This window comes from Lagierella sp., from assembly GCF_029983815.1.
GTDB lineage: Bacteria > Bacillota > Clostridia > Tissierellales > Peptoniphilaceae > Mediannikoviicoccus.
On the sequence record NZ_JASBYU010000006.1, the window covers coordinates 1 to 24,170 of the forward strand.

Annotated in this window: 12 protein-coding genes; 3 read left to right on the forward strand and 9 right to left on the reverse strand. The window is 33.9% G+C overall.

The window, feature by feature from the left end:
- Positions 1-435: 435 nt before the first annotated feature.
- The 3 genes from Q1K37_RS03850 to Q1K37_RS03860 form a co-directional block, all read right to left on the reverse strand.
- The gene (locus Q1K37_RS03850) at positions 436-2,523 is read right to left on the reverse strand and encodes a pilin N-terminal domain-containing protein (protein ID WP_300409537.1); all 2,088 of its coding nucleotides are present in this window, start codon (positions 2,521-2,523) and stop codon (positions 436-438) included.
- A 122-nt stretch (positions 2,524-2,645) separates the two neighbouring features.
- Complete coding sequence (locus Q1K37_RS03855) at positions 2,646-13,478, reverse strand: SpaA isopeptide-forming pilin-related protein (protein ID WP_300409539.1); 10,833 nt, start codon at positions 13,476-13,478, stop codon at positions 2,646-2,648.
- 89 nt (positions 13,479-13,567) lie between these two features.
- The gene (locus Q1K37_RS03860; protein ID WP_300409541.1) at positions 13,568-13,780 is read right to left on the reverse strand and encodes a hypothetical protein; all 213 of its coding nucleotides are present in this window, start codon (positions 13,778-13,780) and stop codon (positions 13,568-13,570) included.
- Between the two features lie 667 nt (positions 13,781-14,447).
- Between Q1K37_RS03860 and Q1K37_RS03865 the strand changes: the two genes are divergently transcribed.
- Both Q1K37_RS03865 and Q1K37_RS03870 read left to right on the forward strand, forming a co-directional pair.
- Positions 14,448-16,175: an ABC transporter ATP-binding protein gene (locus Q1K37_RS03865; protein ID WP_300409543.1), complete on the forward strand. Its 1,728-nt coding sequence runs from the start codon at positions 14,448-14,450 to the stop codon at positions 16,173-16,175.
- The gene (locus Q1K37_RS03870; protein ID WP_300409545.1) at positions 16,168-17,928 is read left to right on the forward strand and encodes an ABC transporter ATP-binding protein; all 1,761 of its coding nucleotides are present in this window, start codon (positions 16,168-16,170) and stop codon (positions 17,926-17,928) included. Before Q1K37_RS03865 ends, Q1K37_RS03870 begins: the two co-directional genes overlap by 8 nt.
- A gap of 305 nt (positions 17,929-18,233) precedes the next feature.
- On the opposite strand, the gene Q1K37_RS03875 is transcribed toward Q1K37_RS03870, so the two are convergent.
- The 4 genes from Q1K37_RS03875 to amaP form a co-directional block, all read right to left on the reverse strand.
- Positions 18,234-19,142, reverse strand: a complete 909-nt coding sequence (locus Q1K37_RS03875) for a radical SAM protein (protein WP_300409547.1) — start codon at positions 19,140-19,142, stop codon at positions 18,234-18,236.
- A gap of 103 nt (positions 19,143-19,245) precedes the next feature.
- On the reverse strand, positions 19,246-19,782 hold the full coding sequence (locus Q1K37_RS03880) for an Asp23/Gls24 family envelope stress response protein (protein WP_300409549.1): 537 nt from the start codon (positions 19,780-19,782) through the stop codon (positions 19,246-19,248).
- A gap of 18 nt (positions 19,783-19,800) precedes the next feature.
- Positions 19,801-20,115: a DUF2273 domain-containing protein gene (locus Q1K37_RS03885; RefSeq protein WP_300409551.1), complete on the reverse strand. Its 315-nt coding sequence runs from the start codon at positions 20,113-20,115 to the stop codon at positions 19,801-19,803.
- 9 nt (positions 20,116-20,124) lie between these two features.
- Positions 20,125-20,670, reverse strand: coding sequence for an alkaline shock response membrane anchor protein AmaP (gene amaP, locus Q1K37_RS03890; protein ID WP_300409552.1), 546 nt, complete (start codon positions 20,668-20,670; stop codon positions 20,125-20,127).
- A gap of 459 nt (positions 20,671-21,129) precedes the next feature.
- Here amaP and Q1K37_RS03895 point away from each other — a divergent pair, with 459 nt between their 5' ends.
- On the forward strand, positions 21,130-22,308 hold the full coding sequence (locus Q1K37_RS03895; RefSeq protein ID WP_300409554.1) for an iron-containing alcohol dehydrogenase: 1,179 nt from the start codon (positions 21,130-21,132) through the stop codon (positions 22,306-22,308).
- A gap of 55 nt (positions 22,309-22,363) precedes the next feature.
- Here Q1K37_RS03895 and Q1K37_RS03900 read toward each other — a convergent pair whose 3' ends face one another.
- Positions 22,364-23,458, reverse strand: a complete 1,095-nt coding sequence (locus tag Q1K37_RS03900; RefSeq protein ID WP_300409556.1) for a glycerol dehydrogenase — start codon at positions 23,456-23,458, stop codon at positions 22,364-22,366.
- Positions 23,459-23,778: 320 nt separating this feature from the next.
- Positions 23,779-23,961 carry a hypothetical protein gene (locus Q1K37_RS03905; RefSeq protein WP_300409558.1) on the reverse strand — a complete coding sequence of 61 codons (183 nt, stop codon included), beginning with the start codon at positions 23,959-23,961 and terminating at the stop codon, positions 23,779-23,781.
- Positions 23,962-24,170 lie beyond the last annotated feature (209 nt).

Below are 24,170 nucleotides of genomic sequence, written 5' to 3' on the forward strand. Positions count from 1 at the left end.
TTTTTAACTATTGACAATATTACTGAAAATACATAAATTATGCGGGACTGAGTGCCCGATATATATGGTAGTGATCCCGCAATCAGTTTTAATTTACAAAGTTTGTTTTTTTAACTATTGACAATATTACTGAAAATACATAAATTATGCGGGACTGAGTGCTTGATTAAAAAGGGTTGTTTTTTCTCTTACTTCTAACTTCTCATTTCTCACTTCTATTTATAAACGTTCCTTAGTCCCCTCCTAAGGTGATTAGAAAAATATAAAACTTTTAATTAAATTTTCTCAAAGTTTAAGAAACTTTGATTTACCATTTGCCGTTAGGCAAAACTAACCAGGTGTTAGGGGCTGTAAAAGCCCCTAAATAGAAAATGCTGGAGTTTCCTCCAGCAGCTTCTAAATGGTTATCTAGTCAATATACTTGTTAGCTTTTTATTATTCTTCAGCAACTTCTCTTCTCTTCATAGCAACAACAGCACCTGCCATCAATGCTATACCAAGAGCACCGAAGATTATTGTACCTATACCACCTGTTTGTGGGATAGTTACTTTCTTATTTGTGATTTTTGTAGCATCTTTTACAGTATTTGTCTCTGCATTATTATCTGCATCGATAAAGTCTATGTCTCCGTCTGCATTAAATGAAGTATCTGATACTGTAAATGCTACTGGTGTTTCATTTTTTGCATAGTCTGCTGGTGGAGTGATTTCCTTGTATTTGTATTCACCATATGCAAGACCGTAAACTCCCCATTGACCTTGGTCATTAGTTACAAATTTTTGAGCATCGTCCTCAGTTTCAGTCCATTCCCAAACTATAGCAGCATCTTTAGCAGCAGCATCTCTAGCAGCTTTTAATTCTGCAATTTTTTCTGCTGATTCTGGTTTTTTAACTGCATTTTGGTATTCAGTTTCAGCCTTAACTAAAGCTTCTTGATTTTCATCTACAACAGCTTTATCTTTAGATTTAAGATATTTATCTCCAGATTCGTTCAGGATAATAAATTCTGCTCCTTCAAGTCTTTCTGTTCCATCTTGGTTAGTCTTCACGAATTTTTTACCACCAGTTCTAACTACTACTGGATCTGGAGTTATTGGAGGTGGGTTATCGTTCTTTTTATTTACTATAACAACTTTACCATCTTCTGTAGTTGAATAATTTGGTACCCAACCTTTAGTTTCAACTTCCACTACTTTATATTGCTTTGCATTATCTAAACCTTCAAATGTTGCACTTGTTGCACCGCTATTTAAAGTCTTAGTTTGACCTTCAACGTCTGACCATGTATTATCAGCTGGATTATAAACTTGAAGTTTTAAAGTTATTTCTAATCCATCAGGCCATGCTACTGCAGAATCTTTTGCAGTTGGTCCATTTGTAAAGGACTTATCTACAGTAATCTTTCTATCTTTTGGAGTTACTGGTGGTGGGTTATTATCACCAGGTTCTGGAGTATATCCAGGGTTATTACCATAGTGTAATGTGTTAGTATTTTCTAATGGGTTATTAATAGCAGCTTCTGAGTTTACCACAGCACTATAAGTTAATGTGAATGTAACGTCAGTATTTTCTCCGTTGATAGGCTCTCCCTTACCATTTACTTTAAATCCTGCATTAGCTGGTGCAGTTTTTTGAGCAAGTTTAGTAAGACCAGCATCAGTCAATACTAATACAAATCCGTTGTCCCCATTAGTTAATGTATAGTCTGTATCTTTTTCTAATCCTAGTTCTGGGTTAGTTGATATTTCTACATTTTCAGAGAAAGTAAGTCCTTTTGACATCTTATCTGTCCAAGCTAGTTTATTATAAGTTGAGCCAGCTTTTACAGTAGTTGTAACTTTATAAGGTACTGTGTCCCCTATAGTTACTTTACCAGCCTTCATATCTTCTGATGCAGTATCAGCCATTTCCTTTTTGTTTTCCGGCTTACCTGTTTCAGTATTCTTTGGATAAACATGTACTTCTTTTTGAACTCCGTTTTCATTTACTAAAGGTAAAGTGATTTCTACTGGAACTGCCTTCATTTCAGAAAGTGTCTTTCCATCTTCACCAACATAAGTTGAAAGTTCTCTAACTTCAACTATTTTGTAGTCTGTTGGCTTATCTTGTGGTAGCTTAGAAGTGTCTAATACTAAACCTGTTTCAGTTGTAAGTCCACCAAGGGCTTCTTTTACATCTGTAGTAGTTGTACCATCAGCTTTTACCCAATTACCATCTTTGTCTTGAACTGCGAAGTATACTCCTTTAATTTCTTTTGCACTTTCAGCTCCAGGTAATTTTTTAAAAGCTTCTAAATCTTGTGTACCATCGTAACCTTCTGGTCCATCAACTTTCCACTTATCAAACACTTCTTTTTCTAAAAGCAACTTGTGAAGTGTAACTTTTTCTGTTACTTCTTCTTTAGCAACTGGGTTATCTTTCGCAGGGTCTTCAACGTCTTCCGCCGCAAATACAGGTACTGCCGTACCAAGTATCATCACTAATGCTAAAAGCATCGACAATACTTTCTTCATTTTTCTCATAATTAATACTCTCCTTATTTTTGTTTTTTCTCCTATAATTCCTACTTATATAATAATTAACATTATTACTTAGCCAACAGTTGGGTCTCTAGACCCGAAGGTGATAGAGTAATTTTTGGTCATCATCTTATCACCTTCTTTCGTCTATATCCTATAAAGGCTGTGGCCATTACGCCAAGGCCTAGTATAGTAAAGATTAGGCTTCCAAACCCTCCTGTTGAAGGGAATTTTCCTCTTTCGTTAACTATCTTAAGAGGATTTAGGATTTCACTTTCTCCATTCTTTGAATAAAGAACTGTTTCTCCTGATTTTATTGTTCTATCAGTCTGATTAATATTAATAGTATAATTCTCTGTACCTATCTTAAAGCCTGCTGGAGCTTTTGTTTCCTTTAAAGTGTAATCTCCACTTGGCCAGTCGCTAGGAACATTAATCTTAATACCTTTATTAACATCTTCTTCTGAACTAATTCCTTCATATGCTGTCTTTAAGTCCATCTCTAAGGTTATGGTTGTCTTATCTTCAGAGATATTGGTAATCTTATACTTTCTATCGCTAACTTCTGCATTTTCAGAATCCACATTTACATTTTCAGGGAATATCTTTCCTTCAGGAGCCTTTAGTTCAAACTCTAAAGTTCCAAACTCTATTCTATGCTCTTTATTATCCTCGTCTTTCCAAATCTTATCGATATAGAATTTCATCTTATCTCTTTCATTTGGAATGATTTGAGTATTGTTTAGAATATCTACTATATTTCCTGTTTCATCTACCTTAAAGCTTGAAACAGCCTTATCTGGTAGAATGTAGCCTTCAGGAGCCTTAGTTTCCCAAACCTCATATTCCCCTTGTGGTAGTCCTTCCCAGAAAAATTCTCCCCTATCATCACTAGTAACAGGTGCACCATAATCTTTCCAAGTGTCTCCATCTTTTACCTTAAGCTGGAAGACAGCGTCTTTTAGATACTTCACTTGTTCAGGTAAATAAAGATGTTTTACTTCACCTAAACTCTTTGAGAGTGAAGCCATCGGTATCATATTAGAAGATGGTAAAGCCTGACCTGGTGGAGTAGTTGTTCCGGGATCTACCTTTGTAAACTTGATCTTATTCTTAGTATTTAAAATATTAAATACTATTTCACCATCTGTAGTATTATCTGGTGTGTAGAATTTTAGGTAGGTATCCCAAGTGTCATCAAAGTAATTATATACAGGATTTCGATAATAGTCATAATAACCCGCATAATAGGCTCTATGGTAAGCACTTTTCGTGATAAATTCTGTACCCTTAGTATTAGCCACCCCTTCTACTTTTATCACATAAGCGTTGTTAGAAGCGTCATTTCCAAGGTAGAATCTTAAATGTCCATAATTATCTAGTTCAAATTTATTATTTAGTCTATTTAATTTTGTAAAGTCTACTCCATAGGACCAAGGAAGATTTTGAGTTCCACCAACTGTTGAATACATTTCTATATTTGTAACTTTAGTCAATTGATCTGACCAAAACTCAGCCCAACGATAATAATCTGTATCCCTTTGAGGGTTAACATACATTATAGCTGTGAATTCTCCAGTTTTATCATCAAATTTTGTGACATAGGTTTTTACTCTTTCTGGATCTGATACATAGTTTTCGTAGCTTACATCAATTGTATCGCTAAAAACTGCATCTTCTATTCCAATTGACATAGAAACTGCTTTTGTATTATTTTTTACTACCATCCTGTTGATAAACATTGGCGTATTTATCTTAAATCCATTGAGTTTATGGTATTTTACATAGTCCGTAAAGGTATAGGTTATACTTCTTCTATCTTGTCCGATTTTTGCTACTGCAAGTTTCCCTGAAGATGCCATAATATCGAATGTCTCATCATCTACTATTCCAAGTCCGTCTAGGTTAACATTGTCACTTAATTTTAATGTAAATGTATCCCCAGGATTTATGATAGTTCCTTCTTTTACCAAGAAGTTTACTCTCGCCATAAGTCCTTCTGCCTTATTTGGATATACTACTGTTTTGCTATTCTCAGTAGACACTATAATATTATCTTTTGTTTCATCTAATATTAGATCATTTGAAACATCTCTTGGGCTTTCAGGGTTTTCTGGAACTTGCCAATCTTTCCCTAAAAGTACTGGTATAGGTTTTGAATCTAGAATGTATCCGTCTAGTGTTTTGATTTCTTTTAACCAGTATTTTCCATAAGGAAGATTATCAAACACAATCTTGCCAAAAGCATCAGTTTTCTTCGTAGCAACTACATCTCCATTAGAATTCCTTAGTTCAAATTCAACACCTTCTAGTATTTTGCCAGCTTCATCTTTTTTGATTAGGCTAAATTCTTCCGTACCAGACTTCTGATTTATAATCTTTTTATTATCATCATCAATGACCTTGTAAATATCATCTTCGCCTTTGACTTCTATACTTCCATCTGGATTCATCTTGAAAGCCTTAGCTACTCCTTCTATTGGCATATAGCCTTCTGGAGTTGAATCTTCGTGAAGTTCATACTCCCCAGGTTCAAGATCTGTAAGTTTTATTAAACCATCAGACCCAGAAGTTGCTTTGATAGTAGTATCTTCAAATTCTCCTGCTTCATTTTTCTTGTATAAAGAAAATTCTACATTCTCTAGTGGCTTATCTTGCGATAAATCATCAGGGTTTTCCCTGGATAATTTTATAAATTCCGCTTCATACTTAGCAAGCTCATTTGCTATTGAGTATTCAAAGGTGTTATCAGCTGTTTTTGATAATTCGATAGCATCTGGTTTAATTTCTACTATTTGTGGAGTAATAGTAGGATAAGTCGAACTCTCCAATAAAATATTACTATATTTTACAGATTTAAGAGGACTTATGGTTATTTTATCCTGTGGATTTTTTGGAGTAACAGTGAAATTAAATTCACCATTTGTATTATTTTCTCCTGATGCTATATTTTTTCTAAATGTTCCATTACTTATACCATTACCTGTAACTGTAAAGTTTGTGATATCAAATATAACTTCTAAATTATATAGATAATTATAATATTGGTCTTGTCCTTTATATAAAATCTTTACATTAAAGCTATCTGAATCTGAGTTCTGACTTATCTTTGCTTGAAGATCCATTAATCTATATGAATAACCAACACTAGTATAGTAAAGCCTTTTGCCTTGTTTGTTACTTATACTATAACTTGTATTTATCTTTGTCTCTCCAGGCGGAGTTATTGAAACTTTTCCATCCTCGCCTACTATAACTTTCCAAGTATCATTATTCTTTTCATAACCCACAGGTGCAACTGTTTCTTCAAGTGTGTATTCTCCAGGTTTTAATCCATAGAATTTCAGCTTTCCAAAATCATCAGTAGTTTCTGTAATTATCTTTCCTGTGCTATCTTTTAAGGTAAATGTTGCACCTTTTAATTTCTCTTCTCCACTCCCATCGGTTTTTATGATTAGTAGTTCTGATAGCTTCTTATTAGGAACAGTTATTGAAGGTACTTCTTCAGTTTTTGAAACTTTAATGATATATGATCCTTCGCCTCCTATTACTGTATAGGTATATCCTTTTATACCTGTTATACTATTTGGATCTAGGGTAAGTTTTTCTGCTCCAGCTGTTAGCTTTTCAAAGAAATATTTGTTATCTGAACTTAAAGTAAAGGTTGTTCCATCACTAGCCTTTCCTTGAATAGATCCTATAGGGCTAAGTCCTTGCCAGTCTACGCTTACGTTAAATCCTCTATTTTCTTTTGTCGAGATGGTTATTGTACCGTCTTTATCACTAACAGTAGCTTTGTAATCTGTTGCTATAACATGGTCATTAGTAGACTTTACATCTGTCACATAATACTGATATAAATTTCCAGAAGCATCCTTTTTAGGAAGGCCTGAGAATACTTGCTCTCCATTTACTCCTATACTTCCATTTTTACTAAATGTTCCATCTTCTATATATTGAGCTCCATTTTGTACTCTTCTCTTTAATGTGAAGTTTATTGAAGTATCTGTAGGAACTCCTCCCGTGTGGCTGTTATTTACAGTTACACTTAGATTACTCTCTGCAACAGTAACTGTTGGAGATGGTATTGTCCTTAGCGCTACAGTAGAATTTGGTTGATAGCTTATTGGGTTGATTAAAGAGTAAGTTTTTCCTGTTTGTACATTTGTAGAAGACTTAACTCTAAAGGTCATTGTGGCAGTTTCGCCCGCATTTAATGAAAGTTCTCCAGCATTTAACTTAATTGAATTTGTTGCGCTATCATAACCACTATGCCATTTTGATACTGGTCCAGGTTTAGTGGTTATAGTACTTCCACCTACAAAGGTAAAGTCATTGTTAAAGCTTACATTAAAGACTGCATTTTCAACTGCCTTTTTTACTACTCTTCCATACACTTTTAGGTTATCACTCAAGGCTTTGGCTTTATTATTTGATGCATTTATCGTACTGCCAGGACTCAGCCCTAGTAGCGAATCCCAGTTTCTTAAATATATTGTTAGATTACTATTTGAACCAACATAGAAATTATTTATATTTACACCTTTTCTATTCAAATTGTTTATTTGATTTGTTATCCCCGCATTAGAAGAACCAATTGAGTTACCTACTATCATAATAAGTTCTTTATTTGCACTTGTTCCATTTGCAAAAATGTTATTTGCTGTCTGTAGGGCATACTGAGTTCTTACAGATGTATTAGGATAAGAACTAGTAGAACTTCCATTTTGTATAGCACTAATTGCATCAGCTTTGGACATTAATCTTGCTGTACCATTATATCCAGTTCTTTCATTATAAAAATGAACACCAACTCTTACATTGTCTCCATACTCATTTATCTTATTGATTAGAGCATTTTTCACATCAGGAGTCAAGAATGGATCTTGCACTACTATAACTACATCTGTTGCAGGTCCATTTTCCACTATATCTTGTCCTGCTGTTATATCTAGCTTTACTTCAAATTCATCGTTTCCTAAATATTTGGCACTTGTCGTTACCTTGGAATTTCCATAATTAATAGTTCCTACATTTCCTATTGTTATATCCGATTCCTGTGTTCCTGTTGGAAGTGCCATAAGTGAAATTGGCGCTGCCCAAACATCCATCAGTAACTTTCCTAATGAGCTTGAACCTGAATTAAAACTGCTTGGTGCTGATCCTACTGCTTGCACTTTTTCTATTACTGTTGTAACACCATTTGAATCAACCTTGACAGTCCAGGTCTTATCTGATTTTATATATCCTTCTGGTGCTTTACTCTCTGTTAGTTCGTACTCTCCTGGTTTTAAGTTGTCAAATGAAATCTTACCATCAGATTCTGAATTTTTTACGATACTCTCTCCAGTTGAATCCACTTGTTTTAAGGTAAATTCTGCCCCTGGTAAAAACTCTTTACCATCTTCATTGGTCTTTATAAGCTCAAACTTTCCTGTCTTATCAATTTTCTTAGTGTTCTCTACTGTTAGGCTAGGTGGAGTGTAATCTCCAGTACCAGTTCCACTACCTCCACTAGTATTTGTTGCAATTGCAGATGACCTTGCCGCTGCAAGCCCATTATTTACTAGTTGTATATATTGTCCTAGAATAGTAGATTGATTATTTCCTTCCTCTGGAAATTTCATTTCGCTTTCTACCATTACAAAGTAAGTTGAAGTTCCGATATTATTTAGCTTGATTTGGGCTAATGGTACAGTCACTCCATTTTCAATTTTCGTAGTATACGTTAAGGTGTAATTACTTGGATCTACTAAAGATAGCTTATCTTTTTCATAGATCACAGCATTAGGAACAGTGGCTCCATCATTAAACTTATAAAGGGAAATTTTTATCTTACCAGATGAAATATCTGCCATGTTAAATGTATTATCTTTAACTGCTGGATAAATATTTATTAGGGATTCACCTGTAAGGTTGTTCTTCTTAGGATTGATATATCCTATTTGTGTATATCGTCCATTTTGATCATTTGTATATAGATAATTAGCATCTAGGTTTGAATTCCCATTCGAAGCTACTGGCTTATAGGCTATTGAAATATTTTTACCTATAGTATTATTTCCTAAGGACACTGAAAAATCATAGCTACCTGTACTTGATGCATAATTTAGGTTCACTGAATGTCCCCACTCCATAGCCATATTTAGATTTTCAACACCTGCTACATTATCCGTGAATACATATATTATTTCCTTTTCAGCACCTGTTTCTATTTTGAAGTTTGGTCCAAAGGTTGGATAGGCTAATAAATTCCCACTTCCATCAAAAATGGATGGGTAATTCATCTTATCTGGTTGTAACATATTGTAATGCAATGTATCAGACTCTTTAATAGTGAAATAGTCTCCAAGATTTACAAATCCATCTACTATTAAGTTCATACTAATAGTAATTTTATTTTCACCTGATCCCATTTCAAGTCTATTGTTTCCAGATATTCCATCTGCATTATCATTGAAGTTCAAAGTTCCTGTCAATTTAACCCTGTTAGATACATCTGTTCCTTTTATATCTCCTGGATTAGGAGCTACTTCTCCAAGTTCTGTTATAAAAGTTCTTCCCTCTGAGTTTACATAAATTGACCATTCCTTTGTACTTAGATCATATCCCTTTGGTGCACTAAGTTCCTTCAGTCTATAAAGTCCTGGCTTTAGGTTTTGGAAGTGAATTTGTCCATTTCCGTCAGTTTTGAAGTTCGAAGTTATTCCACTACTATTTGTAATGCTAAAAATAGCATCTGGCAATTTTCCCTTGCTTTCAGAATCAACCTTGGTTAAAGTAAATTCTCCATACTTTGGAATTTCTTCTTTAGTATTGATGATGTTAAAACTTCCACCAATTTGACCATTCATAATAACTTCAGTATCGGTTACTATAATTTTGTATTCTGCAGTCGAAATTTTATATCCATCTGGTGCTTTCGATTCTACAAGCACATACTCTCCAGGTGTTAAATTGTCAAATGTCGCTTTTCCTGTACTATCCGTAGATTTTCTAGTAACAGCATTTCTCGTTCCACCTTCGACTTTATACAATACAAATTCTGCAAAATCAGTATTAATTGGTACTTCTTGTCCGTTTGATAAAGTCACCTTATTTATCTCAAAGGATTGTGTGTTATCAAAAGCTGCAGTTCCACTACCTCTGGTAGTACCATAGTAAGAGTCTAGGTTTAAAACTCCTCCAGAAGGTCTTGGATTAATTGTAATTTGATTATTTATTTGGCCTAAACGTTCTGGCGCTAATCCTGCATGAATGAATTCCACATCAAAGTCAATAACTAGAGTATCTTCTGGATCTAAGTTTTTACCTATAAAAGTAAAAGTTGAGTTATACTCTGTAGGATTAGTAGGTAGATTTTGTATCAATACATATTTACTATTTGAATTTCTTATCATAGGTTCCCTAGTATAAACTGGTATTGATTTAAAACTACTTGGATCAAATCCTCCAATTTCATTTGCTCTAGTTGCAACTCCAGCTCTAAAGCTTTTTAAAGTTTGGTCTCCAGGACCAACTACCCAAAGCCTTGTCTTGTCTGTTTTCGTAGATAACTTATCTATAATTCTAGAATCCGTTTGCTTACCATTGAATAAAAGTTTATATTTACCTTCGTTTGATACTATTCTCCAAGTAATCTTTCTTTTGCCATTTTCATTTACGTCAGAGATAACTTTATTATCAAATTTTTTCATCAAAACTTCATCGAAACTAGCTTCAAAATGAATCTTTAAATCACCTTGAATATCTGAAATTTCATTTGGATTTGTACTTAATGAAGATTTGAATGTTGCAATACCATTGCTTACGCCATTTAATCCGGAATTGTTGGCTTTAAAAATATTATTGGGATCATCATAGTCTAGGGCTCTGTCTTGATCAATAGAAAATCCCCTTTCTATTTTTGTACCTTGTTGAACACGGGACCCATTAATTAAAGTGTCATTGTTATTAATTGTCCAATTTTCTCCAACCATCCAATTTGCAGTAACATCCCTTGTCTTTGCCTTTTGCTCTAGATAATCTGTTGCGACAAAGCGTAATTCACTATCTCCTACCTTGTAGATATTAAACAGTACTTCGCCTGTGTCTTTTTCTGTAATTTTAAAAAGTGGCTTGTTTGGATCTGTTACTGCAGCAAGTGTCAATTTTTCAGAAATTGTAAGACTAATATAATCTCCAACTTTGAATCCTTTAGGGACTTTTAATTCACCACTAACTGCACCTGCCCATCCATATGTTCTTCCTCTACCTGGCTCAGCTGGTAATTCATATTGATTTTGTTCCATTGGATAAATCTTTGTAATACCATAACTTCCAGCTTTCTTTTCAAAACCGTTGGTGAAAGTATAGATGTTTTGTTCATTATTAGATGAAGAATTATATAGTTTATATTTCTCTCCATTTGGTCCTGTTGTAGTTGCCAAAAATTCTGTGTCTTCTGCAACTTCTCTAGTCAATGGCTTTAATGGTCTTGTTCTATTTAAAGTCCAATCTTCTCTACCATTTGTATTTAATGGATTTTGATAAACCAATACTGGTTCAGAAGAATAGTTTGTCTTATCCTTTGTAATTGTAGCTTCTGTTATATTTCCGTCTTCTATTATCTTATATTTAGTATCTACTCTAGAATTTGCTGGAACACCGTCCCATAATTTATTAATTATTATAGGTTTTTTTATTCCATTTAGTTTAGCTTCAACTTGCTTCTTACCTGTGGTAAAGGAATGTTCTACAGTTTCCTTTTCGGGTTTAACAGCGGTTATTACTTCATAATACGCTATTTGTCCGGGTTTTAAAATCTGCTCATATGAAGATGTTTGACCACTTCTGGTATATTTACTTCCTACTCCTGATATGTTGTTGAAATTATTTTCAGGTTTATATAGAGTAACCGTTGCAGATTCAATTGTTTGAGTATCATCTACTAAACCATTTTGCTCTATAAAAGAATTAATATCTTTATGAGTTAGGTTCCTATCTGATACTTGCCATTTGATTTTATTAGGAGCAATATACCTTCCCGTTACGGATCTTGCTATTGCTAAATCTCCAGTAGGTACTGTATTCATAGTATCTGTTGGCATAATATTCCCATTAGAATCAAGGTACATATATGAAGTATCTATAACTTCTCCTCTATAGGTTGTAGCTTCCATCTTGTGGATTGACTTTGTTTGATGAATCTCTTGTAATCCTATAGGTCTTGATATGCCATTTGAGTCTGTGGTTTGCTTATTGATATTCGCACTGATATGATAGTCAATATTATAGAAATATTGGAAACGAATTACCGGAGTTCTTACAACTATTTCTTCACTATATCTTGTAGGGTCAACATTATTTATTGGAAATCCATCTCTATAGGTAATAGATTGGAAGTCATTTCCCGTATCGTTATATGGTGGAGTTACATAATTTTTGTAGCTACTTCCATTTAATAAATCTGTTGCTATACCAGTAGATTTATCAATTCTGTTAATAGAAATTATTTGTGGTGTTCCAAGTCCTGAGTCGCCAGTTGTAGTAAAGGAATGCCATAGATGCCTTTGGTTAGGTGTATTGTGGATAGCATTATATGCATTCAAATCCGAATATTTAACTGTAAAAGTCCAGTCGATGTAATCAACGTATTCATTGACTCCACCGTTTTCTTGGTCGTTAATTTCTACTACTTTTTGATCTATGTTAACATCTAAAATACCATTAGTATAAGGAAAGAAAAATCCAACCGCTGGTGAAATAAGATCTTCGGAAATTTCCAGTCCATTACTTGCTCCAAGCAAGGACATTCTGCTTCTCTTTAATAGACTATCAATCTTGGTTTCTGAACTTGGTTCCACCATTTTACCTCTTGGTGTAGGTTTTTCGTCTTCTTTTATTTGAGTTTCTTCTGTGGATTTTGTTTCTTCAATTTCAGCCTTTGAACTTTCCGTAGACTTTTCTTCTGTAGGCTTTGTAACTTCTTCAGCTTTTTCCTCTTCTTTGCCTTTAACAACATTTTCAAATTTTTCAACTAGTGGTTTTTCGTCTATGGATTTATTACTCAATTCAGTAGTTAATCCATAGTCTTTTTGTAGGTCTTTGATTTCAGAAGAAAGAGTAATTTCATATTTATAGCCAGGCTTAACTTCTTTTGTCAGGTCAAGTTCTTTTAATTCTTTATTTTCTTTTATTTCTTCTTTAAATAACTCTTCTTCCTTTTCGCCATCTGTCGCGGTAACACTTGTGATTTTAAGGTCTTTTAAGTTATCATTTTGACTTACAAAATTAACTTTCAATTCTTCTAGATTTTGTAAATTGTCTAGGATGAAAGTTTGAGTCCATAAAACTTCCTTGCCCTTATTTTCTTGACCACTATATAAGGAAAGAAGATTGTCCTTTGTACTTTCAATGTTTCCAGTACTGTCGTCAATGACAATTGGTAGATAGAGTTTTTCAAAGTCTTTATAGGAGACTGTAATTGTTGTTTCTACTGGTTTAAGTCCATCTAAACCTGCTTTTTCTTCTTCCAGTTTTTGTTTTTGAACTTTATATTCTTTTAATACTTCTTCAAATTCTTTTGTGTCTAGTGTGGTTTCAGACTGGATATCCTCTCCCTTTAATACACTTAGTTTTCCCTCTTTGTCTTTTGCAAGAAAACTATAATCTTTTATGTCAAAGCCATCTTTTGAATTTAAAATACTATGTCCATTTAGCAATTTTATACTATTATTTTCAAGATTTTGGGCATAAAAATACTCCAGGGGAGAAAGCTTGTCCTTTAAATCATCTTCTTTGTCTGTAGAGTCTGTTTCTATGATACTCTTACTCTCCTTAAGATGAGTTTCCGATAAGGTACTTTTTGTTTCACCTTCCTTATCGTTGTTTTGAACCGCCAATGCTGGTTGAGCAAATATTTGTAATAACATCAGTACACTAAGTACTGCTGATAAATATCGCTTATGATTTTTCATCCTTGCTAATCCTCCTAGAGTTGTTATTTTTATATGAACGTTAATAAGGTATTCGATTAAAGTAAAATGTATATTAAGATTTATAGTTTCTACTTAACATTGAAAATATCCCTTGGAATTTCCCTTCCATAGGATATTGTTTTGCTCTTTACTTTTCTATATAGGTAAGTATATACAGTAGTAAGATAAAAAGCAAGTACTTCCGTAAATATCATGGTATTGATGTTTAAAATGTTACAAATTTTTAATATTATGGTAATGAATAATATTCCATTTCCTCTTGAAGTAGATATATCCTTCATTTAACTTCGCTTCTTAGGTTTTATCTATAAAATGAATTCGAAAATTTATGCCCCTTTTTTAACTTCTACATAATAAAAGGAAATTATTAGTTTATAATGTTGGATTTATCTAGTTTTATAGAATTCGATAGAAAATAATGTCTGTTTTAGTTTTGATAGGTAGTTTTCAAGCAATATCCCTTTATTAAAGCCCTAAAATTGTTTGAATGGATTGTAAAATATGCTTTTATCCTACTAAATCGAACTATTACTTTACGATAAATAAACTTCAAAATTAAATGAATATTAATCAATTTAAAAACCTATTTACTTTGTATTCGTTTCAATTTGCAATGTGGTACAAGTATACAGATTTTATTTCTATTAGGCAAGAAATTTCTTAAATTTTTTAAGCTTTTTTATACTAATTTTACATTTTCTTAATATTTTTATTTCTTTGTTTTTATTGATAAATACAGCACTTATTAAATGTGGCTTATTTCCTTAATTCACGGTTTAAAATTTTTATTCATGACCTTTGCTATGTTATATGCAAAATGTTTTCAGAATGATTATCAAGAATATCCTTATATTCCTTTTCACTTTACCGCTTTAAAATTTTATTGACATAAAACTACCAAAAGTCTATAATAAAAGTTGTTTAGTATATTTTATTGGAGGTGAATTTATGAGTGTTTATAAAAAGTACTACGACCTAGTGAAAAAGTTTAGGATTCAGATAATATTGGGTTTTATTCTGGGTGTTGCAACTTTATTAACCAGTATTTTGCTTCCTAACTTGATTGGTTCTTTGACAAACCATATTCAAAGGAGTACTTTGACCAGTGACATCATTATGAGATATTGTCTTATTATCTTTGCTGTTGGCCTTTTTAACTACATTGCTAATGGGATATGGAATTATTTCTTCTTTCAAAATTACTACTACGTAGACAATGAAATAAGACTTAGGATATTTTTTAAAGCTTTAAGTGAGAGTCCGGTTTTCTACATGAAAAATCCTATTCCGGATATTATCAACAAGGCGACTTCCGACTCTGCCAATATCGGCGATGTGGTTGGTTATGGGTTGATGACCCTTGTTGACGGGGTGATGTTTCCACTTTTGATTTTCGTTTTTATGTTTAGAATTTCCTTTACTCTTACTTTAATTCCTATTATCTCCCTTCCAGTTATGGTGTTTTTAGTTACTAAGATCTCACGAAAATTCGATTCTAGATATCTTGCTGTTCAGCGTACAAAGGATAGACTCAATGACAAGGCTATTGAAACCTACAACGGTATAAAGGTTATCAAGACATTTTTATTAAACAGAATTGTAAAAGAAGAGTTCCTTGAAAAGGTTGATGACAACCTGGAGGAGGAGTTAAATCTTCAAAGGGTAAGTACACTTTTCATGCCTGCTGTTGAAATCGTTATGGGAATTTCCTCTGTATTGTCCTTTATCTTTGGTGCATTTCTAATTAAAAAGGGTGCAATCAGCTATGGGGAGCTTATAACTTTTTCCATGTACTTGATGTATTTGTCTTGGCCTGCCTTTGCACTAAGCGACTTAATCGTGATTAGTAAAACCGGCAAGAACAGTTTTTCTAGGGTTGAAAAGCTTCTTAACTATGAGTCGGACTTTGTTGTAAGGAACAATCTTATTGAACTTCCTTCCATTGAGTCTGTGGAGTTTAAAGACCTTTCTTTTAATTATCCTGGTAATGATGGGTTTGGTCTTAGTGGTATGAGCTTTAAACTTAAAAAGGGCAAAAGATATGGTATAGTTGGAAAGACGGGAAGCGGTAAGACTACTATACTTAGAAATCTAATTAGAGAATATCCAAATTTTCATGGTGAGATAAATATAAATGGAATTCCCATTAGGGAGATTAACTTTGATAAGTTGAAGAAAAAAATCGGTTATGTTCCCCAGGAGCATTTCCTATTTAGTAAGTCCATTGGAGACAATATCAAATTCTACAGGGATGTGGATGAAGAAAGTTTGAATGAGGCAATTGAAACATCGGACTTTGCCAAGGATGTGAGTCAACTTTCTGAGGGAATTGACACTTTAAGTGGCGAGCTTGGTATAAGCCTGTCCGGTGGTCAAAAGCAGAGGGTAAGCCTTTCTCGAGCATTGTTGACGGATGTTGACCTATTGGTGTTAGACGATGTCCTATCTGCTGTTGATACAAAGACTGAAAAGAATATATTGAATAATTTGGATAAAAAGTTCAAGGATAAAATCGTTGTCATATCCAGCCATAAGATAAGCGCTGTAAAGGACTTTGATGAGATATTCGTAATAGAAAATGGAAGGATTAGCGAAAGAGGAGACTTTTCCTCCCTCGTAAAAAACAGAGGTTGGTTTTATGAACAAGCCTTGACTCAGGGGGTGCTAAATGAATAATTACCAAGAAAATAAGTTTAGAAAAGGAACTGGTGGTCTAATAATTTCCACCTTTGGCAAGGTAAAGTTGGATTTGTTCTTTGGAATAGTACTGTCCTTGGTTGGAACTTTCCTAGATCTTTTGGCACCAATCCTTTTAAAAAGGCTAATTGACGAGGAGATTTCACCAAAGCTTGGGATTGTAAATATGAAATCCTTTATTATAATTGCATTATTATACCTTGGGGCAATCTTCTTATCAAACCTTATAAATTATTTGAAGGTGCTTCAGCTTAAGGTAACCTCCAATAAGGCGGCTCATATACTTAGGGAAGATGTGTATTCCCATTCTTTAAAACTTCCCCTATCCTACTATGACAAGACACCTGTTGGTAAGATTTCCTCCAGGGTTGTAAGTGATATTGACCAAATTAAGGAGATATTTTTCTATGGCTTTGCGACGGCCTTTTCTTCCATAACCTTTATCCTTGGTTCCATTATCTACGTTATGACCCAGGATGTTATGGCAGGGCTGATTTTATGTGTTCCTGTTCCAATTATGATAGTCTTAATCATTATCTATAATAAGAATAGTGCAAGACTTCATATTGCGTATAGGAAGGGAAGATCCAAGATAACTGCAGATTTAAACGAAAATTTAAATGGTGTATCCTTGATACGGGCCTTTGGTGTTACAGATGAAGCCTATGATGAATTTAAAGAAAGTAATGATGAGCTATTTAAAACTGGTGTGAAGATTGAACTCTTTGACTCCTTGTTTTCATGGAACCTGTCAGAATTTTTAAAGATTTTGTCCACAGTTTTTATAGTGTTTGTTGTTGGTAAGGGTATTATCGATAAAAACCCTACTATGACTGTCGGTTTTATGCTACTGTTACTTAGGTACAATCAGACCATCTATGAAAATATTACAAATACTTTAAGGCGTATGAATATTTTGGAAAAAGCCTTAGGTTCTGCCCACCATATTACAGAGCTTATGGACTGTCCTGCTGAATATGAAGGAAAGGAAACCTTAAGGGATACTTTAGGAAATGTGGAATTTAAAAATGTAAACTTTTCCTATGTTGAAGGAAATCCTGTTTTGAAAGACATCTCCTTCTACTCCCCTGCTGGTAGCAAAACTGCCATAGTTGGGGACACAGGATCAGGAAAGAGTTCTATAATAAATCTGATATTCAGATTTTATAATGTGGATGACGGAAAAATTTTATTAGATGGAAAAGACATTGAAAGCTTCGAGACAAAAGAACTTAGAAAGCATATGTCATTGGTCCTTCAAGACCCATTTATCTTTAAGGACACCTTGCGAAACAATATCAGCCTTGGCTATGAATATACAGATTCAGAGATTGTTAGTGCATTAGAAAAAGCCGGTGGATCCTATATGTATTCAAAATTAAAAAAAAGACTGGATACTCCCCTATATGGAGAAGGGATTGGCCTTTCATTAGGAGAAAAACAAATCGTAACCTTTGCAAGGTCGATACTGAGAAATCCAAAAATATTGGTGCTAGATGAAGCAACTGCATCAATTGACACGGAAACAGAGAAATATATACAAATGGGACTTAAAAATTTAATGAAGGGAAGAACTTCATTTATTATAGCCCATAGACTTTCAACGATAAAAAACTGTGACCAGATAATTGTGCTGGAAAAAGGTAGAATCCTAGAAGTTGGTACACATAGAGAACTGCTTGAGAAAAAGGGCAAGTACTTTGAACTCACAGAAAAGGCTAAGGAAAGTTAAGCTTTCCTTAAACCTTTTATATATAGAAGTGGGAAGTGGGAGAAAAACCAACCCCTTTTTTTAATCGGGCACTCAGATCCCCAGGACTTATGTATTTTCAGGGATATTGTCAATAGTTATAAATAACTAATTTTTTAAATTAACACTGAGTGCGGGACCCTCCATAAATTCAGGGACTGACCGTACCTGAAAACCCTGCTATAAAAATTGTTGGAAAGCTTTTGGCTTTCCTTCAAAAGCTCCGCAGCCGGACACTCAATTCATCAAAGTTTTTACCAAGCACTCAAACTTAAGTGCGGGAGCACCTACTCTTTATCCCAGATCTTCCACTTTTTCCTCTCTTCTTCTAGAAGTTCTTTGTCTGTCTTTTTTAGATTTTCCTTTAATATTTTTACCAAGTCTTCTTTTCTATCTGGAATTAGTGTTGTTATGGGAACGACTTTGGTCTTATGGGTGCCGTTATAAATAGTTCTTATATCTAGATTTTCCAGTAACATTATCTCTTCTTCTATCTGCTGTCTAAGGGTTATTCTTTCAAATTCTCCTGTTCTGATGCGTTCTACAAGTCCTGCGCCGCTGAAGATTACCAAATTTACCACCACAATTTCAAAGGGATTAACTCTATTTAAAAACCTTGCAGTGTTTAAAATATGCTCCTTTGAATATTTCTTTCCACCAAGGCCTAGCATAATGTATACGGAATAGGAAATTCCTAATTCTTCTAGCAATTTTAGTGCATTGTACTGATCTTCTACCGTCACACCCTTTTGTTGATAAGAAAGTACTCTTTCATCTCCCGACTCAATTCCAACACAAACCCTATCAAGTCCTAGACTTTTAAGAAGTTTTAAATCTTTTTTTGACTTTCTCAAAACATCATCTGCCCTAGCAAAGGTTGAAACATATTTCATCTTTGGAAAGTTCTTTCTTATCTCTTTTAAAATCTCCACAAGACTATCTGTCTTTAAACAAAGGGCGTTTCCCTCCAGTAGGGTAAACTTACTTGGGACAAATCTCTTATCTTCATAAAACTTTGCCCTTTTCCTAATATATTCTTTTATATCTTCAAGGTTGAAAACCTTGAAACTTTTCCCCACATTTAGGTCACAAAATAGACATTTCCCATAGGAACAACCATCTGTTACAGGTATCATTTCGTTGTGCATTTCAGGCATAGGACTGTACATATACCTATCATAAAAACCCTTTATCATTTTTACCACCACTGGATCAATTTTTGTATGTAAAATCGAGCAGCCAATTGACTGCTCGACTATATTGCCAAACCCTCTATTAAAGAGGGATATAATCTAATTGTTATCTAAGATTTGGTCTTTGTTCATATTCGTCATTAGGTTGATTTTCTTTTCTCTTCTTTAATTCAAATTCTTTTCTTGTCATCACATCGTCAACTCTTACATTGACTTCAACAACCTTAAGTCCTGTCATTTGTCCAACGGATTGACTGATGTTTCTCTTTAATTCTTCAAATACCTTTGGTGCAGAATGACCATACTCAAGAATTATTGATGCGTCTATTGCCGCTTCTTTTTCACCAACTTCAGCGTTTATACCCTTTGTTAGGCTATAGCCACCAAATTGTTCAGAAATTCCTGAAAAGAAACCACCTTTCATATCTAAAACCCCTGAAACTTCATTGCATGCAATTGCAGCAATCTTTTCTACAACGGAGTCATCAAATGTTAATTTTGACTCGTGGGCAGGTTTTGTAATCTTATTTACATCTTCTTTAAGGTTTTCGGCGAATCTTTCTCTATTTTCTTCGCTTTCTCTTTTTTCTTGTTCCTTTTTGTTTATACCAGCAATTTCATTATATTTTTCTTCACTAGCCATTTTAACATCTCCTTTTTATTAATATCTATTGAAAAAATTTTCCAACCTAAACAAAATCTTAGGATTACCATCTTTTAGTTGTCCTATAAGTTTTCCTAAAAAGTATAAGATGATAATCAGTAGGGTTTTAAAGAAACCAATTGTTAAAAACAAAATGGCAATTATCAAACCCATTACAGTATATTTAAATTCATTCCAGTGAAACTTTAAGAAATTTTTCAACCTATTTCTAAAGACGGAAGTTGCTGTTTCCTTTTCTTTGATGTCATTTCTACTTCCATTAGAGGTTGGTCTATTAAAGTCCTCTGGGTAATTGTCAAATCTATTATCCATTGTCCCCTCCTAAACCACTCTTCTATTGGTATCAAGTTTTATATCGTAGAATTTAACATCTACCATTTCCACTGGATATCCAGTAAACTTCTCCAGTCCTTCTTTAACTTCCTGCTTGATAGTCTCCCCTAGTACATTTAAGTCTTCACCTTGGTAGACTCCGCAAAGAAGTTTTGTTCTGATTTCATTGTTTCCAGAATTCTTTACTTTCACATCAACTTGGGCATTTCTTACTTCTGGATGTCTGTCCAGAGTGCTCAAAACATTGGACTCCAAAGCCCTCGAAGTAATCAATATCTCTCCTGACTTGTCCCTATCTATAATATAATTTGTTAAGGACGGACTAACTATTACTCTTATTAACAGATATAGTCCCAAAAGTCCACTAATTATGGTTATAGTTGTGAGGAAATAGTAGAACCAATCCTCCTGTCCGTAGGCCCTTAACTGTTCTGTTAGTGAACCGTAATCAAAAATTATAAAATATGAGACAAATAAGGTCAGGAGTAAAATCAATGCAAGAATCGTATTAATCCATTTTTGCCATTTTCTCACTCCTATCCCTCCCTGATAATCGTTTTAATTTGCCTTACAATATATTTATATCCGACGAGAGCTATTTTAAACATTGTTCTTTTATTTCTTTTTGTTATATTTCTTCGCTATTTAAAGTTTATTGTCAATTTGTTGTCCTATTAGCTTTTTTTCTTTTTCATTTTTGTAATTTTTTATCCTGTTATTTTATCAATGTTCAACTATTAGTTTGAAAATAACATAGTATAATGGCTAATTTAAGCTCTTTAATCAATTAATAACAATTTGGAAAAAATCATTCAAATATTAAAACTTTGTAACACTTGTTAAGTTTTACAATAACTTAACAGTTCTAACCTAAAGTATGAAAACTAGAGGTTTGACTAGGCAAAAATGCAAAACTGACTAGTTTTATATCCTTGACTACTGATTAACGCGTGTTAAAATTTAATTAGATAATAATTTAACAGGAGGGAAATTATGAATAGATACACATTACCTAGAGACATGTACTATGGTAGAGGTGCTATTGATGCACTTAAGGACTTAGAAGGAAAAAGAGCGATTGTTGTAGTTGGCGGCGGCTCCATGAAGAGATTTGGTTTTCTTGATAAGGTAGTAGAAAACTTAAAAGCTGCAAAAATGGAAGTAAAGCTTTTTGAAAATGTTGAATCTGATCCATCTGTTGAAACTGTAATGGCCGGTGCAAAGGCAATGCAAAAATTTGAACCAGACTGGATTGTAGCCATGGGCGGTGGTTCCCCTATTGATGCTGCCAAAGCCATGTGGGTGTTCTATGAATATCCAGAGGTAAGTTTTGAAGATATAATTGTTCCTTTCAGTTTTCCTAAGTTGAGAAATAAAGCAAAGTTTGTTGCTATCTCTTCAACTTCTGGAACTGCGACTGAAGTTACAGCTTTTTCAGTAATAACAGACTATGAAAAGGGCATTAAGTATCCACTGGCAGACTTTGAAATCACTCCAGACATTGCAATTGTTGACCCGGATGTGGCTGAAACCATGCCTCCAAGGCTAACTGCAAATACTGGAATGGACGCTTTGACCCACGCCTTTGAAGCTTATGTAGCCACAGGTCATAGCGTATTTACAGATCCTTTAGCCCTTAAGGCAATTGAGATGGTCTTTGAATATCTACCTAAGTCCTATGAAGGTTGTAAGGACTCTAAGGAACAAATGCACTATGCACAATGTCTAGCTGGACAGGCTTTCTCCAACGCGCTTCTTGGAATAGTCCACTCATTAGCCCACAAGACTGGTGCTGCATTTTCTACAGGACATATCGTACATGGATATGCAAATGCAATGTATTTGCCATATGTTATACAGTACAATAGAAAAGACGAAGACACTTTAAAACGATATGGTGAAATTGGTAAGTATCTTGGATTGGAAGGTTCTGATTTAGAAATCAGCAACATTTTAATCGATAAGATCCATGAGTTTAATGCTAAATTTGATATTAAGAACAATTTGAGGGAATTTGGTATCATCGAAGATGAGTTTAGGGAAAAGCTTGATCAAATTGCTACAGATGCCGTTGCCGACGCTTGTACTCTTTCAAACCCAAGAAAAGTAGATGTAGAAAATATGAAGAAAATACTTGAATATATTTATGAAGGAAAAGAAATAAACTTCTAGAACATGGAAAAAGGGGCATTTTCGCCCCTTTTCTAATTCCCATTATTATAAGATTTTATTTCTTATGTTCTTCATAGTACTTTGTTCCAAGACTATCGGCTGTAAGCACAAAATCCTTAAGTCGTTCAGGAGTTACTTCTCCCACTAAATTGTGTATGGTTTCTCCCTCTGCACATGCCTTTTCACAACCTATCATCAAATCTTCCTCTTTTATATTAAGATCCTCTAAGGTTAGTGGAAGACCCAATTTATAGCATAGGTCAATTACCTTGTATAGTTCTTCTTTTGGACTTGCTTCCATCAATAGCTGAACGATTGTACCAAAGGCAACTATTTCACCATGCATAGCATCTACAAATTCTATTTCTGTAAATCCATTGTAAATAGAATGTGCAGCTGCAAGTCCACCATTGTCCGCACCAACACCACTTAGGTAGGTTGCCGCTTCGATAATCTTGTCTACGGATTCATTTACTACCCTTTTCTCAAGGGATGCTATTGCAATTTCTCCATGCTCAAATAAGATTTCGTTACATAGTTTACACAAAGCCAAAGCAGAGTCACTTATTCCTCCATTTTCCAAAGATGGAGCTCCTACCTTCTTACAAGCCCTAGCTTCATAGTAGGTGGCAAGGGCATCTCCAATTCCTGCAACTAAAAACTTTGAAGGAGCATTAGCAATTACATTTGTGTCCACCATAACCATATTTGGATTGTCTGGATAGAAAATGTATCTGTCAAAGGTTCCATCATCATTATAAATTACAGAAAGTCCTGTACATGGAGCATCTGTAGCTACAACTGTTGGAAGTACAATGATAGGCTTTTTAGTATAATATGCAGAAGCCTTTGCCGTATCTATGGCAGATCCACCACCAAGTCCAACTACTACGTCGATATTGTCTTCCTTGATTATTTCACTCATCCTATCGATTTCACCATTGGAACTGATTCCTGCAAATTCTTCGTACCTTCTGTAGACACCGCTGTCGCCAAAACTCTTTTCAAGTTTATCCTTACAGTATTTAAGTCCACTTCCTGAAGCTACAAATAAAAATCTTTCTCCATAGTCCTTACCATAGTCATAGAATTCTTCAAAGGCATTTCTCCCTTGGATGTATTTTTGTGGTGTTCTAATTAATTTAAGCATATTTCTCCTTTCAAACTGTAAATAATATTGTATTGATGTTTCGTTTAATTTTTAACTAAATAACTTAAAAATTTTGCAATTTATTAAGTTATTACTGACCGACCATTAAATTTTATACCCTAAAACATTTTCCTAAAACATGGTTGTAGGACTTTGGAGTCTACATTAACCAATACAATATTTTTTTAATGAAGATTATACGTTTGTCAAAAAATAAAGAAAACCACAAAAAACAAACTCACTCTTTCCCCTAAATAATGGAATTACCCCTAATTCCTATATGAATTTAGGGGTAAAATAATTATGAGTTTCTTATATTTTTATTTTCTTTTAGCAGGTTTATTATTCTTTGCTCTATACTTTTTAACAAGTCCAACTACTATGAAAGTTCCACCAAATCCTATTAAAAATCCTAGGATTCCATCCCCTGCCTTGGTAACTTCACTCAATATAAGTGCAACAAAGAGTAGTATTCCACCTATCATTATTAAAAAATTATCCATTATTCCTCCAAATTAGTACTTAATCAAATATAAAAAAGGCTGTTAATCTTAAGTGTGAAGACAAAGTTTAAATCTTGATTCCTCGACTAATTTAATTAATCCTAGTGTTAATTCCTTACTCTATCAACAACCTTAAGTTATGAAGCCTTTATTTGTCTCTATTAGTTTTAATACCCAATCCTATAGTCCATACAACAAAAATTTCTATG